Raw genomic sequence first — 12,896 nt, 5'->3', positions numbered from 1 at the left:
ATAGGTCCGAACAAGGGACTGCTGCAAACGCCAACGCCGGATGTTCGCGTGATTGCCACTCAGCAACACGTCGGGAACACGCTGATCCGCATACACCTCCGGTCGGGTGTAGTGCGGGCAATCCAGCAGACCATCCGCAAAGGAATCCTCCTCGGCGGAATCCGCATGCCCTAAAGCTCCGGGCAGCAGTCGTGTAACCGCGTCGATCAGCACCATGGCCGGCAGCTCGCCGCCAGACAGTACATAGTCACCGATCGACCACTCTTCATCGACATGAGCTTCAATGAAACGCTCGTCGATGCCTTCGTAACGGCCGGCGATCAGGATCAATGCATCCTCTTTCGCCAGCTCGCGAACCGCCGGCTGAGTCAGCTGACGGCCTTGCGGGGACAGGTAAATCACCTTCGCCGCTTCCCCTGCCGCTGCCTTGGCCTGAACCAGGGCGTCTTCCAGGGGCTTGATCTTCATCACCATGCCCGGACCACCGCCAAACGGGCGATCGTCCACAGTGTGATGCCGATCCGTCGTGTAATCCCGCGGATTCCAGCAGGTCAGCTGCAACAGCTCCTGCTTGACCGCACGACTGGTGATGCCGTACTCACTGATGGCCGAGAACATCTCGGGGAACAACGTGATGACTTCTACGCGCAGGCTCGCCATCGCTTAGAAATCCGCGTCCCATTCCACCCTCATCACGCCTGCCTCAAGGTCGATGGCCAGCACGCATTGCTCCGTGTAGGGCAACAACCGCTCGCGATCATCCAGGCTGCCTGCGCAGGGCTTGACCACCATTACATCGTTCGCGCCGGTCTCCAACAGGTGATCAACCTTGCCGAACAGCTGTTCGTCCTGGTTGATGACCTTCAGACCCACCAACTGGTACCAGTAGTACTCGTCGGCAGTCAGGTCGGGCAAAAGGCTTCGCGGGATGCAAATCTCGTAACCGCTCAGAAGACGGGCTTCATCACGATCGTCGAGGCCTTTGAGCTTGGCGACCAGATCCTTTTGAGTGGAACGGCCACTGACCAGCTCGACCTGTTTGACCACGCCTTCGCGCCGAAGCGTCCAGTTGCGGTAACCCAACAGGTTTTCAATCGGATCGGTAAAGGAAAAGACCTTCACCTCGCCGCGAACGCCGTGAACCGAAAAAATCTTGCCGACGACGATCAGGTCGTCCGCTTTTTCTGGCGTCGCGTTCATATCGCTCAGGCTGCAGCCTTGGCTTTTTCCTTCAGCAACTGAGCAACGCGCTCAGATGGCTGTGCGCCAACGCTCAGCCAGTAGTTCAGGCGTTCTTCGTTTACGGACAGACGAACTTCCTGACCACGGGCAACAGGGTTGAAGAAACCAACCTGCTCTTTGTGGGAACCGTCGCGCGGATTGCGGCTGTCGGTTACGGTCAGGTGGTAAAACGGGCGCTTTTTGGAGCCGCCAAGGGCAAGACGGATTGTTAGCATGTGAACATCGTTCCTGTAGTCGGTGCTGCAAATCTAAATGCACAGCGGGCATGGGTGCCCGAAAGGCCGCATATTCTAAGGAATATCCGGACTTTTGCAAATGACTTTTTCCGGCGCCTGTGGCATGCCGTGCAGATTTGCGATGGAGCCGTCGATGAAAACGGCCGGTCAGCTCCCGCCGTATGCGGGTTTGCCGTGGATCCCGCGTCCTTGCGGGTTCAGCGCCGGTACGACGACCGGCGCAGATTCTTCAGAGCTTGGGCATTCCGCCGCCGGGCATCATGCCGCCCAGGCCGCGCATCATTTTCGCCATGCCGCCCTTGGCGGAGAACTTCTTCATCATCTTCTGCATCTGCTTGTGCTGCTTGATCAAGCGGCCGATGTCCTGCACCTGGGTGCCGGAACCCAGGGCGATCCGGCGCTTGCGCGAGCCGCTGATCAGCTCGGGGTCGCGGCGTTCGGCCGGGGTCATGGAGTTGATGATGGCTTCCATCTGCTTGAACTGCTTCTCCGCCGCGCCCTGGGCGTTGCCCATCTGCGACAGGTTCATGCCGCCGATGTTCGGCAGCTTGTCCATGAGCCCGCCGAGGCCGCCCATGTTCTTCATCTGCTGCAGCTGATCGCGGAAGTCTTCGAGGTCGAAGCCCTTGCCCTTCTTCAGCTTCTTGGCCAGTTTGTCGGCCTTTTCCTTGTCGAGGGTCTGCTCGGCCTGTTCGATCAGGCTGAGCACGTCGCCCATGCCGAGGATCCGCGACGCGATCCGCTCAGGATGGAACGGTTCGAGCGCTTCGCTCTTCTCGCCCATGCCGATGAACTTGATCGGCTTGCCGGTGATCGAGCGCACCGACAGCGCGGCACCGCCACGGGCGTCACCGTCGACCTTGGTCAGGATCACGCCGGTCAGCGGCAGCGCATCGCCGAAGGCCTTGGCCGTGTTGGCGGCGTCCTGGCCGGTCATGGCGTCGACCACGAACAGGGTCTCCACCGGATTGACCGAGGCGTGCAGCGCCTTGATCTCGACCATCATCTCTTCGTCGATGTGCAGACGGCCGGCGGTGTCGACGATGACCACGTCGATGTACTTGAGCTTCGCTTCTTTAATAGCGGCCTGGGCGATGTCGACCGGCTTCTGGCTCAGGTCCGACGGGAAGAACGTCACGCCGATGTCGTTGGCCAGGGTTTCCAGCTGCTTGATCGCGGCCGGACGGTAGACGTCCGCCGACACGACCATCACCGACTTCTTCTTGCGCTCCTTGAGGAAGCGCGCCAGCTTGCCGGCGGTCGTGGTCTTGCCGGCGCCCTGCAGACCGGCCATCAGCACCACGGCCGGCGGCACCGCGCTCAGGTTCAGGTCTTCGTTGGCCGCGCCCATCAGGCTTTCGAGTTCGGCCTGGACGATCTTCACGAACGCCTGGCCCGGCGTCAGGCTGCGCGACACCTCGGTGCCGACGGCGCGTTCCTTGACCGAATTGACGAAGTCCTTGACCACCGGCAGGGCGACGTCGGCCTCGAGCAACGCCATGCGCACTTCGCGCAGGGTGTCTTTGATGTTGTCCTCGGTCAGCTTCGCCTTGCCGGTGACATGGCGCAGCGTCTGCGAGAGACGGTCGGTTAGGTTTTCAAACATTGCGCGATCCTTTCAGGCCCTGTGTAGACCGGGATAATGGCGGCCCGAACCGGAATCAAACAGGTGGCCGGCGAGCCTGCGGCGTGGGCAGGCGGCGGATTATAGCGAAGACTGCGGCCGGCGGACACCTCGCCGTCGGGTCATGCGGTCTTTCGTGCCGTGGCCGTTCTATGCCACACTCAGCGCCTTTCGGGCTTGCCTAACAGGACTTATGCTCCCCTTGTCACCCAGTTTGCTGACCACCCTCGCCGCCGCCCTTCTGTACGCCGCTGCGACCCTTTACCAGGGCACCCGCCTGGCCACCGGCGCCAAGGCCGACAAGCGCCGGCTGGTCACGCTCGGCGTGCTGGCCGTGCTGGCCCACGGCGCCAGCCTGCTCGCCCACCTGCTGACCCCGGTCGGCCTGGCGCTGGACTTCTTCAGCGCCTCGAGCCTGATCGCCGCCGCCGTCATCGCCCTGACCCTGCTGGCCTGCTCGCGGATCCCCGTGGAGAACCTGCTGGTGCTGCTGTTCCCCCTCGGCGCCGTCACGGTGCTGCTGGCCCAGCTCGCCCCGACCGGCACGGTGCAGGTGATCGACGAGGAACCGGGCATCCTGGCCCACATCCTGCTGTCCATCCTCGCCTACGGCATGTTCACCATCGCGGTGTTCCAGGCGTTGCTGCTGCTGGTCCAGGACCACCAGCTCAAGCACAAGCACCCGTCCGGGCTGATCAGGAACTTCCCGCCGCTGCAGACCATGGAAAGCCTGCTGTTCGGCTTCCTGTGGGCCGGCTGGACGCTGCTGTCGCTGTCGCTGATCTCCGGCTGGCTGTTCGTCGAGAACCTGTTCGCCCAGCACCTGGTGCACAAGACCCTGCTGGCTTGCCTCGCCTGGGTCGTGTTCAGCGTGCTGCTGTGGGGCCGCAACCGCCTGGGCTGGCGCGGCCACAAGGCGATCCGCTGGACCCTGGCCGGTTTCTGCCTGCTGATGCTTGCGTACTTCGGCAGCAAACTGGTCCGCGAATACATCCTGCACATCTGACGGGCGACATAAATGGACGGTTTGCCCATAGGGCCGATGATCGCGGTGTTCGTCCTGCTGATTCTGTGGTCGGGGCTGTTCACCGCCGTGGAAATCGCACAGCAGCACCTGCTGGCGCAACGCACCGCGTCGCGCTCCGGCGACAAGCCGCTCGCCAGGCTCGGCTTCCCGCTCGACAGCCTGATCTTCTGCAACACCCTGTGCCGCGCCCTCGCCGTGGTGCTGGCCACGCTGCTGGCGATCTTTCTCTGCGAAGAGAACGGCCCCTGGGTGGCGAGCCTCGGCGCCGTCGCCGCGCTGCTGATCTTCGCCGACCACTTCCCGCGCACCCTCGCCCGCCGTTATCCCGATGCCGTGCTGTCGTTCGGCAACGCGCTGCTGCCGGTGCCGCTGAAGATCGTCTACCCCGCCGCCTGGCTGTTCGCCGCCGCCAGCCGGTTGCTGATGCGGCCGCTCGACCGCAAGGCCCAGGTCGTGCAGCAGAGCGACGACACCCCGACGGACCGGGAACCCCCGGAGCATCCGTCCGGCCGCCCTCACCCGGTCGTGGGGATCCATGCGCTGGACAACATCACCGTCAACGACATCCTGGTGCCCCGCAGTGACGTCGACGGCATCAACCTCGACGACTCGATCGAGGCCATCACCGAACAGCTGCGCCACAACAAGCGCACGCGCCTGCCGGTGTTCCACAGCGACATCAACCAGGTGGAGGCGGTGCTCAACACCCGCCAGATCCGCCACCTGCTGGACAATGGCCAACTGACCCGCGAAGCCCTGCTGGCCGCCAGCTACGAGCCGTACTTCGTGCCGGAAAGCACCCCGCTGCAGCTGCAGCTGCTGAATTTCCACAAGCAGCAGCGGCGCCTGGGCATGGTGGTGGACGAGTACGGCGAAGTGCTCGGCATCGTCACCCTGGAAGACATCCTGGAAGAGATCGTCGGCGAATTCGAAAGCGAGCACAGCCTCGACAACCCGCACATCCACCCGCAGGCCGACGGCCGGATGGTGATCGACGGCGCCGCCTCGATCCGCGAGCTGAACAAGTGCCTGGGCTGGCACCTGCCGAGCGACGGGCCGCGCACCCTCAACGGCCTGGTGACCGAAGCCCTGGAAAGCATCCCGGAGAGCGCGGTGTGCCTGAAGATCGGCCGCTACCGGCTGGAGATCCTCGAAACCGAGGAGAACCGGGTGAGCAAGGTGCTGATCTGGCACACCAGCTCGCCCCCTGCCAAGGTCTGACCTGCGCAGGGCCTGTGGCGAGGGAGCTTGCTCCCGCTCGGTTGCGCAGCGACCGCCGAATGGGGCTGCTCCGCAACCCGGCGGGTCGGTGCGACAAGCGCCCTCACCACAAGGGCCAAACTCCCTTCAGGATCTTGTCCTCTTGTTTGACCGTTAGCCGGCTTCCTATAATCGGGGCGCTTACCCAGCCCCGCCGAACCGCGCGCCTACCCGGCATCCGATAGGTTTCGGCCTGACCACCGGCACATTCCGCTTCACACCGACGACTGTTCCTACCTGAAACAGCGCTCGCGCCTGATCCCACATCCCTGGGTGCTCGACCATAATAATTCGCTCCAATGGAGCTCATGACTGTCAGGGATCACCGCATGACGACCCATACCGCTTACCGCGAAACCGACGCCGCCCCGCCGGCCAACTCCACCACCCGCGTGGCCACGGCCAGCTTCATCGGCACCGCCATCGAGTTCTACGACTTCTACGTCTACGCCACCGCCGCCGCGCTGGTGATCGGGCCGGTGTTCTTTCCGCAGACCTCCGGCACGGCGCAGATGCTGTCGGCCTTCCTCACCTTCGGCATCGCGTTCCTCGCCCGCCCCTTGGGCTCGGCGCTGTTCGGCCATTTCGGCGACCGCATCGGGCGCAAGTCGACGCTGGTGGCCTCGCTGCTGCTGATGGGGGTCTGCACCACCCTGATCGGCGTGCTGCCGGGCTACGACAGCATCGGGGCCTGGGCGCCGGTCCTGCTCTGCGTGCTGCGCTTCGGCCAGGGGCTGGGATTGGGCGGCGAATGGGGCGGCGCGGCGCTGCTGGCCACCGAAAACGCGCCGAAGGGCAAACGGGCATGGTTCGGCATGTTTCCGCAGCTGGGCCCTTCCATCGGCTTCCTGGCGGCCAATGGCCTGTTCCTGGCGCTGGCCATGGGCCTGAGCGACGAGCAGTTCCGCGGCTGGGGCTGGCGGATCCCGTTCCTGCTCAGCGCGGTGCTGGTGATGGTCGGCCTCTACGTGCGCCTCAAGCTCCACGAAACCCCGGTGTTCGCCAACGCCATCGCCCGCCAGGAGCGGGTCAAGGTGCCGCTGGTCGAGCTGTTCAGCCAGTATTGGGCCCCGACCCTGCTCGGCGCGGCGGCCATGGTGGTGTGCTACGCGCTGTTCTACATCTCGACGGTGTTTTCCCTGAGCTACGGGGTGTCCACCCTCGGCTACAGCCGCGAAACCTTCCTCGGGCTGCTGTGCTTCGCGGTGCTGTTCATGGCCGCGGCGACACCGCTGTCGGCCTGGGCCAGCGACCGCTTCGGCCGCAAACCGGTGCTGATCGTCGGCGGCGTGCTGGCGATCCTGTCCGGTTTCCTGATGGAGCCGTTGCTGACCCAGGGCTCGACGGCGGGCGTGGCACTGTTCCTGTGCATCGAGCTGTTCCTGATGGGCGTGACGTTCGCCCCGATGGGCGCACTGCTGCCGGAGCTGTTTCCGACCCATGTGCGGTACACCGGTGCGTCGGCGGCGTACAACCTGGGCGGCATCGTCGGGGCCTCGGCGGCGCCGTTCTTTGCCCAGAAGCTGGTGGCGATGGGGGGATTGGGTTACGTCGGCGGGTATGTGTCGGGGGCGGCGGTGCTGAGCTTGATCGCCGTGCTGTGCCTGAAGGAAACGCGCCACAACGATCTGAATCAGGTTGCCTGAATCAAAGGCATCGCCAGCAGGCTGGCTCCCACAAGGGATTGGGTGCACACAAAATCTGTGACACCCCGATACCTGTGGGAGCCAGCCTGCTGGCGATAGGCGCGCCTCGGTTTACAGCTCGACCACGACAGCCTTGGACGCGCGGGTCGCCTTGGCGCGGGCCGCTTCGATCGACTCGTCGCGGGCCAAAGCCACGCCCATGCGGCGCTGACCGTTGACCTCCGGCTTGCCGAACAGGCGCAGCGCGGTGTCCGGCTCGCTCAGGGCAGCGCCGAGGTTGGCGAAGGCGGTCTGGGTCGATTGGCCTTCCACCAGGATCACCGCCGACGCCGACGGGCCGAACTGACGGATCTGCGGCACCGGCAGGCCGAGGATCGCCCGGGCATGCAGGGCGAACTGGGACAGGTCCTGGGAAATCAGCGTCACCAGCCCGGTGTCGTGCGGGCGTGGCGACACTTCGCTGAACCACACCTGATCACCCTTGATGAACAGCTCGACGCCGAACAGGCCGCGGCCGCCCAGCGCCTCGGTCACCGCCTTGGCGACGCGCTCGGACTCCGCCAGCGCAACCGGGCTCATGGCCTGCGGCTGCCAGGACTCCTGGTAGTCGCCCTTCTCCTGGCGGTGGCCGACCGGCGCGCAGAACGTGGTGCCGCCGATGTGGCGCACGGTCAGCAGGGTGATTTCGTAGTCGAAGTCGATGAAGCCTTCGATGATCACACGGCCCTTGCCGGCACGGCCGCCCTCCTGGGCATAGTCCCAGGCCTTCTGTACGTCATCGGCGCTGCGCAGCAGGCTCTGGCCCTTGCCCGAGGAGCTCATCACCGGTTTGACGACGCAGGGGAAGCCCAGGTCCTGAACGGCTTTGCTGTAGTCCTCGAAGGTATCGGCGAAGTGGTACGGCGAGGTCGGCAGATCCAGCTCTTCGGCGGCCAGGCGACGGATGCCTTCGCGGTTCATGGTCAACTGCGCGGCGCGGGCGGTCGGGATCACGGTGAAGCCTTCGGCTTCCAACTCCACCAGGGTGGCGGTGGCGATGGCTTCGATTTCCGGCACGATGAAATGCGGCTTCTCGGCTTCGATCACGGCGCGCAGGGCGGCGCCGTCGAGCATGTTGATCACGTGGCTGCGATGGGCGACCTGCATGGCCGGCGCATTGGCGTAGCGGTCAACGGCAATCACCTCGACGCCCAGGCGTTGCAGTTCGATCACCACTTCCTTGCCCAACTCACCACAGCCACACAGCAATACGCGGGTCGCGGTCGGCGACAACGGAGTTCCGATACGGGTCATCTCAGGTCCTCAAAGCAGCGGATCATCGAGGGTCGCGGCCAAAGGCGCACTTCCCATGGGGAGAAAGCGCGGCATTTTACATGAACCGCAGGCTTTGGCTTCAGCCGGCGACAGCCTGTTTGCGCTCGCGCCAGGCCATGATCAGCCACACCGCCGTGACGCCGGCGAACTTGGAGGCCAGGGCGGTGATGATCACCGGCGGGGTCAGCGCATCGATCATGCCGAAGAAGATGAACGTATCGAGGGGAATGCTCAGGGCCGAGCTGATCCACAGGCGGTCGCGCAGCGGACGCTTGGTGACGCTGAACACCAGCCAGTCGATGCACTCGGACACCGCGAACGCCGTGGCGCTGGCCAGCGCGATGGACGGATCGGACGTGACGTAGGACAGCACCAGCGCCGCCAGCATCGCCACGATCGCGCCGTGGCCGTAGCGGGTCTGCACCATGTCCCGCAGCACGAACACCAGCCCGCCCCAGGCCGACCAGATGATGTCCAGGTGCGGCGCGGTGGAGAACGCGAAGTTGATGAGCACGACGCTGCTGATGTAGGCGATGAGAAAGAGCATGGGGGGCGACCTGTCGGATTGGCGCACAGGGTACTTCAGGGCGGGCACCGGGCCAAGGGAGGGGGCGCCATCGCCGGCAGGCCGGCTCCCACAGTGGATCGGCGGCGCACCTTGGGCCGCGCCTCAGCGTTCCGGCTTGCCGCCCAACATCCAGATCAACCCGCTGGCCTTCGCCCGCTCATGGCACAACCCGAGCACCACCCGCCGCTCGTCGTTGGTCATGCGGCTCCAGCGGGTGATTTCCTCCACCGTGCGCTGGCAGCCGGTGCAGATGTCGTCATCGTCCAGCGCGCAGATGCTCACGCAGGGCGACGCCACCGGGCGTTCGGGGGTGGTCATTCTTCCTGCTCGGCCAGGTCGCGCGCGTAACGCTGCGAGTTGTGCACATAGTGCGCGGCGCTGGCTTCGAGCATCTTCTTCTGCGGTTCGGTGAGCTCGCGCACGACCTTGCCCGGCGAGCCCATCACCAGCGAACCGTCCGGGATCTCCTTGCCCTCGCCGATCAGCGAATTGGCGCCGATGATGCAGTTCTTGCCGATCTTCGCGCCGTTGAGGATCACCGCGTTGATGCCGATCAGGCTGTAGTCGCCGACGGTGCAGCCATGCAGCATGGCGTTGTGGCCGATGGTCACGCCGGTGCCGATGGTCAGGGGGTAGCCCATGTCGGTGTGCATCACCGTGCCGTCCTGGACATTGCTGTTCTTGCCGATCAGGATCAGCTCGTTGTCGCCGCGCAGCACGGCGTTGAACCAGACGTTGGCGCCCTCTTCCAGTTTGACCTTGCCCACCAGCACGGCATTGGGTGCGACCCAGCTTTGCGGGTGGGTGTCGACGCGGGCGTCGCCCAAGCGGTATTTCATCGTGTTTTCCTCAGGGCTCACGGTGACGGGCCATTCGAACGATGGCTTCAGGTGTTGATAAAGCTTTTGGGCGGTTGGTGCAGGCTGATCTTGGCGTCATAGAGCAGGTTGATCAACTCGACGATCATGATCGCCGTCAGCCCCCAGATCTTGAACCCGCCGTAGCGGTAGCTCGGCACGTACCAACTGCGGCCCTGATAGTCGATGCGGTGGGTGTGCTCGCGCGGGTCTTCGCGAAAGAACGCCAGCGGCACGCTGAACACCGCGGCGATCTCGGCGTCGTTGGCCTGGTATTCGACGAAGTCGGGAATCACGCCGACGTACGGCGTGACCTTGATGCCATGAAGCGAGATCAACGGACTGAGCGGCCCGATCACTTCGACCAGCCCCGGCGCCAGGCCGATTTCCTCTTCGGCCTCGCGCAGCGCCGTGAACACCAGGTCAGGATCCTCCGGGTCGCGCCGGCCGCCGGGGAAGGCGACCTCGCCGCCATGGGTCGAGAGCCCGCTGGCGCGCAGGGTGAGGACAAGTTCCGGTTCGTCGTTGCGCGTGATCGGCACCAGGACGGCGGCCTCGGGGAAACGCTTGTCGGTCTCCAGCGTGCGCGGCGTGTGATTGCTGACCCGGTGCAGCAGCTCATCCAGCATAAGTGTTCTCGATCTGTGCCTTACGCTGCATCATGCACCAATCGCCGCAGCCGCCCAACCCCTGGACCGGCGCCATGTCGCGAAACGGCAACTTGCCGTCTGCCACCGCCGCACGCCAAGATAGGCGCAGCCTTCAGGAACCCCAGCATGAAATTTTGCAGCCAGTGCGGCAACCCGGTGACCCAACGCATTCCCGAAGGCGACTCGCGCCTGCGGTTCGTCTGCGACAGCTGTCAGACCATTCACTACCAGAACCCCAACATCGTCGCCGGCTGCGTGCCGACCTGGGGCACGAAAGTGCTGCTGTGCCGCCGCGCCATCGAGCCGCGCCTGGGCTACTGGACGCTGCCGGCCGGCTTCATGGAGAACGGCGAGACCCTCGAACAGGCCGCCATGCGCGAAACCGCCGAGGAAGCCTGCGCCCGGGTGCGCAACCTGAGCATCTACACCCTCATCGACGTGCCGCACATCAGCCAGGTGCATGTGTTCTTCCGCGCCGAACTGGCGGACCTGGACTTCGCCGCCGGCCCAGAGAGCCTGGAAGTGCAATTGTTCGAAGAGGCCGACATCCCGTGGGACGAACTGGCTTTCCGCACCGTGGGCCGTACCTTAGAATGCTTCTTCGCCGATCGGCGCACCGAGGTCTATCCGGTACGCTCCGAATCGATCCCGCCGCTCGTTCAGCCGGCCATCACTTGATTTGCGCGCCAGCCGGCCGATAACCCGTGTGCGCAGCCCGCGACGGCGACTGCACGGCATCTATAAATAAAGTATCTGCTTCATTCTTGGGGAATCGTTTCAATGCGCTGGTTGCTTGCCCTGTTCTGCCTGTCGTTCGTCACCGTCTCCCAGGCGTCATTCGTGACCACCGTGACACCGTCCAACACGCCATTGATCGAAAAGGTGCTGGTGCTCAAATCGGCCCACCAACTGCAGCTGATCGCCGACGGCAAGCCACTCAAGACCTACCGCATTTCCTTGGGCAAGGGCGCGAAGAAAGGCCCGAAGCTGATTGAGGGCGACAAACGCACGCCAGAAGGCTTCTATTGGATCGACTGGCGCAAGACCAGCGACAAATTCAACCTGTCGATGCACATCTCCTACCCGAACATCAGCGATTCGGCCCGCGCCCGCCGCGAAGGCGTCGAGCCCGGCGGGATGATCATGATCCACGGCACGCCGGACTCCGCCGAGAACCCGGAAAACCTGTTCCACACCCTCGACTGGACCGACGGCTGCATCGCCATGCGCAACGTCGACATGCGCGAAGTCTGGAACATGGTGCCGGACGGCACGATGATCGAAATCCGCCCTTGAGCTGTGGCGAGGGAGCTTGCTCCCGCTGGGGCGCGCAGCGGCCCCAAATCCTGCGGTCGCGGTTTGCCTGGAACACCGCGTGCACCGGTTTTGCGGCTGCTGCGCACCCGAGCGGGAGCAAGCTCCCTCGCCACAGAAGCTTCTGCAGCCCATAGAGGTTCCTACAACCCATAGAGTTTCCTGCAGCCCACAGGGGTTCCTGCAGCCTGAAAGACTGCGCCGCCATTCGTCGCAGGGCAAAAGGGGACGGATCCGTCTGTCCGTCCCTCTTTGACTCGCTTCGGCGTTATGACGCTCTTCGACGCTCGGAGAGGGTTGTTTAGAGTTGTTGAATAACATTTCCACCTCCCGACTCCACCTTGCGACATTGCCCACAGCTACGCCAGAATCCGCCGGCTTGTACGCCTGGGGGGCGGGTTCTATCGTTTGGCGGTCACTGACGAATCAGTGATCGGGTTTAGCAGCCCGGCAATTCTCAAGGCACGTGAGCTCCGCTGAATGCGTCATGGCGGCTTTGCGTGGGGCACTTCGGTGCGCCGGGATCCTTGAGCCTGGTCTGCTAACCCGCGTACAGCCGCCACCCAACTCGTTTAGCAGCGATGGCTGACGGCTCCACTTCTCAAGGAGCTTCACCATGTTCAAACCCACCCCCAACCCACCCGAATCCGACCCCACTTCCCCCTACGAATCCCCCGACTCGCGCAAGCTCAACGAAGCCGCCGAACGCGCCCTCGACCATTACCTCAGCCCGATTGCCGTCACCGGCCCTGCGCTGAAGATCAGCAAGCTCTACGCCATCGCCCCCGCCGCCGACAACGAGGAGCTGCTGGCCGACGCCTGCGAGACCCTGACCTCGGCCAAAGTCATGGCCAACAACTTTGCGGGGCTGCTGGACGGCCAGCATCGGCACACGGCGCAGGGCATCGCGCAACTGATCATGCTCGGCGAACTGGCGGTGAACCGGGTGCTGGACAGCCTGGAGCTGAAGGCCGACGCGGCCCTTTGAGCAGATGCAAAACCCTGTGGGAGCCAGCCTGCTGGCGATAGCGGTGGGCCAGTCGAATGTGATGCCGACTGACACGCCACCATCGCCAGCAGGCTGGCTCCCACAAAGACCTCGTCTCGCCGCCGCTGGTCGTCTTCAAAAAAAATTTTGATCAATCGCCATCCGCGACA

Annotated in this window: 15 protein-coding genes; 6 read left to right on the top strand and 9 right to left on the bottom strand. The window is 64.3% G+C overall.

Going from position 1 to position 12,896, the window contains the following annotated elements:
* The 4 genes from trmD to ffh all read right to left on the bottom strand — a co-directional run.
* The coding region (trmD, locus tag ACIP0B_RS16100) for a tRNA (guanosine(37)-N1)-methyltransferase TrmD (RefSeq protein ID WP_400833566.1) at nt 1–660 on the bottom strand (660 nt) is incomplete at its 3' end.
* 3 nt (nt 661–663) lie between these two features.
* A complete protein-coding gene (gene rimM, locus ACIP0B_RS16095; protein WP_085581237.1) occupies nt 664–1,200 on the bottom strand; it encodes a ribosome maturation factor RimM in 537 nt (178 codons plus the stop codon).
* A 5-nt stretch (nt 1,201–1,205) separates the two neighbouring features.
* Nucleotides 1,206–1,457: a 30S ribosomal protein S16 gene (gene rpsP, locus ACIP0B_RS16090; protein WP_085581235.1), complete on the bottom strand. Its 252-nt coding sequence runs from the start codon at nt 1,455–1,457 to the stop codon at nt 1,206–1,208.
* A gap of 250 nt (nt 1,458–1,707) precedes the next feature.
* A complete protein-coding gene (gene ffh / locus ACIP0B_RS16085) occupies nt 1,708–3,084 on the bottom strand; it encodes a signal recognition particle protein (protein WP_400833563.1) in 1,377 nt (458 codons plus the stop codon).
* 211 nt (nt 3,085–3,295) lie between these two features.
* Between ffh and ACIP0B_RS16080 the strand changes: the two genes are divergently transcribed.
* The 3 genes from ACIP0B_RS16080 (at nt 3,296) to ACIP0B_RS16070 (ending at nt 7,035) form a co-directional block, all read left to right on the top strand.
* Nucleotides 3,296–4,108 carry an inner membrane protein YpjD gene (locus tag ACIP0B_RS16080; RefSeq protein WP_400833561.1) on the top strand — a complete coding sequence of 271 codons (813 nt, stop codon included), beginning with the start codon at nt 3,296–3,298 and terminating at the stop codon, nt 4,106–4,108.
* Between the two features lie 12 nt (nt 4,109–4,120).
* On the top strand, nt 4,121–5,350 hold the full coding sequence (locus ACIP0B_RS16075) for a transporter associated domain-containing protein (RefSeq protein ID WP_400833559.1): 1,230 nt from the start codon (nt 4,121–4,123) through the stop codon (nt 5,348–5,350).
* Between the two features lie 368 nt (nt 5,351–5,718).
* Complete coding sequence (locus ACIP0B_RS16070) at nt 5,719–7,035, top strand: MFS transporter (protein WP_400833556.1); 1,317 nt, start codon at nt 5,719–5,721, stop codon at nt 7,033–7,035.
* A gap of 111 nt (nt 7,036–7,146) precedes the next feature.
* Here the strand turns inward: ACIP0B_RS16070 and purT are convergent, their stop codons facing one another.
* The 5 genes from purT to ACIP0B_RS16045 form a co-directional block, all read right to left on the bottom strand.
* On the bottom strand, nt 7,147–8,328 hold the full coding sequence (gene purT, locus ACIP0B_RS16065) for a formate-dependent phosphoribosylglycinamide formyltransferase (RefSeq protein ID WP_400833553.1): 1,182 nt from the start codon (nt 8,326–8,328) through the stop codon (nt 7,147–7,149).
* Nucleotides 8,329–8,428: 100 nt separating this feature from the next.
* On the bottom strand, nt 8,429–8,896 hold the full coding sequence (locus tag ACIP0B_RS16060; RefSeq protein ID WP_085656070.1) for a VUT family protein: 468 nt from the start codon (nt 8,894–8,896) through the stop codon (nt 8,429–8,431).
* A gap of 123 nt (nt 8,897–9,019) precedes the next feature.
* On the bottom strand, nt 9,020–9,235 hold the full coding sequence (locus ACIP0B_RS16055) for a DUF1289 domain-containing protein (RefSeq protein ID WP_400833550.1): 216 nt from the start codon (nt 9,233–9,235) through the stop codon (nt 9,020–9,022).
* Nucleotides 9,232–9,756, bottom strand: a complete 525-nt coding sequence (locus ACIP0B_RS16050; protein ID WP_008025583.1) for a gamma carbonic anhydrase family protein — start codon at nt 9,754–9,756, stop codon at nt 9,232–9,234. Before ACIP0B_RS16050 ends, ACIP0B_RS16055 begins: the two co-directional genes overlap by 4 nt.
* Before the next feature lie 47 nt (nt 9,757–9,803).
* Nucleotides 9,804–10,403 carry a CoA pyrophosphatase gene (locus tag ACIP0B_RS16045; protein ID WP_400833547.1) on the bottom strand — a complete coding sequence of 200 codons (600 nt, stop codon included), beginning with the start codon at nt 10,401–10,403 and terminating at the stop codon, nt 9,804–9,806.
* A gap of 147 nt (nt 10,404–10,550) precedes the next feature.
* On the opposite strand from ACIP0B_RS16045, the gene ACIP0B_RS16040 reads away from it, so the two are divergent.
* From ACIP0B_RS16040 to ACIP0B_RS16030, 3 genes are all read left to right on the top strand, one after another.
* Nucleotides 10,551–11,102 carry an NUDIX hydrolase gene (locus tag ACIP0B_RS16040; protein ID WP_400833544.1) on the top strand — a complete coding sequence of 184 codons (552 nt, stop codon included), beginning with the start codon at nt 10,551–10,553 and terminating at the stop codon, nt 11,100–11,102.
* Nucleotides 11,103–11,204: 102 nt separating this feature from the next.
* Nucleotides 11,205–11,720: a murein L,D-transpeptidase family protein gene (locus tag ACIP0B_RS16035; protein WP_400833542.1), complete on the top strand. Its 516-nt coding sequence runs from the start codon at nt 11,205–11,207 to the stop codon at nt 11,718–11,720.
* Between the two features lie 634 nt (nt 11,721–12,354).
* The gene (locus ACIP0B_RS16030; RefSeq protein WP_400833539.1) at nt 12,355–12,726 is read left to right on the top strand and encodes a DUF6124 family protein; all 372 of its coding nucleotides are present in this window, start codon (nt 12,355–12,357) and stop codon (nt 12,724–12,726) included.
* Nucleotides 12,727–12,896 lie beyond the last annotated feature (170 nt).

It is taken from the genome of Pseudomonas sp. NPDC089534 (assembly GCF_044749305.1).
Lineage (GTDB): Bacteria > Pseudomonadota > Gammaproteobacteria > Pseudomonadales > Pseudomonadaceae > Aquipseudomonas > Aquipseudomonas ekonensis.
This window is presented reverse-complemented; position numbering and strand designations above follow the sequence as displayed.

What these genes read in the sequence shown, in the direction of transcription:
- rimM (WP_085581237.1), bottom strand. Translation starts at nt 1,200, where the DNA reads ATGAACGCGACGCCAGAAAAAGCGGACGACCTGATCGTCGTCGGCAAG.
- rpsP (WP_085581235.1), bottom strand. Translation starts at nt 1,457, where the DNA reads ATGCTAACAATCCGTCTTGCCCTTGGCGGCTCCAAAAAGCGCCCGTTT.
- ffh (WP_400833563.1), bottom strand. Translation starts at nt 3,084, where the DNA reads ATGTTTGAAAACCTAACCGACCGTCTCTCGCAGACGCTGCGCCATGTC.
- ACIP0B_RS16080 (WP_400833561.1), top strand. Translation starts at nt 3,296, where the DNA reads ATGCTCCCCTTGTCACCCAGTTTGCTGACCACCCTCGCCGCCGCCCTT.
- ACIP0B_RS16075 (WP_400833559.1), top strand. Translation starts at nt 4,121, where the DNA reads ATGGACGGTTTGCCCATAGGGCCGATGATCGCGGTGTTCGTCCTGCTG.
- ACIP0B_RS16070 (WP_400833556.1), top strand. Translation starts at nt 5,719, where the DNA reads ATGACGACCCATACCGCTTACCGCGAAACCGACGCCGCCCCGCCGGCC.
- purT (WP_400833553.1), bottom strand. Translation starts at nt 8,328, where the DNA reads ATGACCCGTATCGGAACTCCGTTGTCGCCGACCGCGACCCGCGTATTG.
- ACIP0B_RS16060 (WP_085656070.1), bottom strand. Translation starts at nt 8,896, where the DNA reads ATGCTCTTTCTCATCGCCTACATCAGCAGCGTCGTGCTCATCAACTTC.
- ACIP0B_RS16055 (WP_400833550.1), bottom strand. Translation starts at nt 9,235, where the DNA reads ATGACCACCCCCGAACGCCCGGTGGCGTCGCCCTGCGTGAGCATCTGC.
- ACIP0B_RS16050 (WP_008025583.1), bottom strand. Translation starts at nt 9,756, where the DNA reads ATGAAATACCGCTTGGGCGACGCCCGCGTCGACACCCACCCGCAAAGC.
- ACIP0B_RS16045 (WP_400833547.1), bottom strand. Translation starts at nt 10,403, where the DNA reads ATGCTGGATGAGCTGCTGCACCGGGTCAGCAATCACACGCCGCGCACG.
- ACIP0B_RS16040 (WP_400833544.1), top strand. Translation starts at nt 10,551, where the DNA reads ATGAAATTTTGCAGCCAGTGCGGCAACCCGGTGACCCAACGCATTCCC.
- ACIP0B_RS16035 (WP_400833542.1), top strand. Translation starts at nt 11,205, where the DNA reads ATGCGCTGGTTGCTTGCCCTGTTCTGCCTGTCGTTCGTCACCGTCTCC.
- ACIP0B_RS16030 (WP_400833539.1), top strand. Translation starts at nt 12,355, where the DNA reads ATGTTCAAACCCACCCCCAACCCACCCGAATCCGACCCCACTTCCCCC.